The following is a 601-nucleotide window of genomic DNA, read 5'->3' as shown; positions in this document are numbered from 1 at the left end:
AATCACGCAATGCAACACCTGGGCGACGCTGAACACCACGTTCATGAAGAAGTTCCGCGTACCGCGTGGAGTGCAACATCTAATCATCTTTGCCGACGCTGACAAGAACGCATCCGGTCACGCAGCGGCGTTTGAGTGCGCCCGCGCCAACCTGCTGGCAAAGAACGATCTCAAACAAGTATCCATCCGCTGGCCGCAATCCGGCGACTTTAACGATCTGCTGCTTAACGGCTCAGAGGTCTACGAGTGGGTATTCCCACGCGAGGAAAACAATGAAAAAACCAACTAAGCCGAAGCAGTACAAGGCGAAAAAGTGCGCCCAATGCGGTGAAACGTTCACGCCGACGAAGTACCTGCAAAAAGTCTGTGGCCCGCTCTGCGCTATCGCATACCAGCGTGACGCACGTAATCGCCAGGCGGAAAGGGAACGCAAGGACAAACTGAAAATTCGCAAACTGGCCGTTAAGCCGCTGCGATACTTCATCAACCAGGCGCAGACCGAATTTAACGCCTACATCCGCGAGCGCGACGCCGACGAGCCATGCATCAGCTGTGGACGCTACCACACCGGCCAATATCACGCCGGGCATTACCGCACGGT

2 protein-coding genes are annotated in these 601 nt (G+C 55.7%); both read left to right on the top strand.

Features of this window, described 5'->3' with window-relative positions:
- Positions 1–289, top strand: a 289-nt coding sequence (locus AC4PR2_RS29535; RefSeq protein ID WP_492176130.1) for a toprim domain-containing protein, incomplete at its 5' end; no start/stop codon positions are given.
- Positions 273–601, top strand: a 329-nt coding sequence (locus tag AC4PR2_RS29530) for a recombination protein NinG (RefSeq protein ID WP_492176129.1), incomplete at its 3' end; no start/stop codon positions are given. The genes AC4PR2_RS29535 and AC4PR2_RS29530, both read left to right, overlap by 17 nt.

This window comes from Serratia sp. A07 (assembly GCF_058725505.1).
This window is presented reverse-complemented; position numbering and strand designations above follow the sequence as displayed.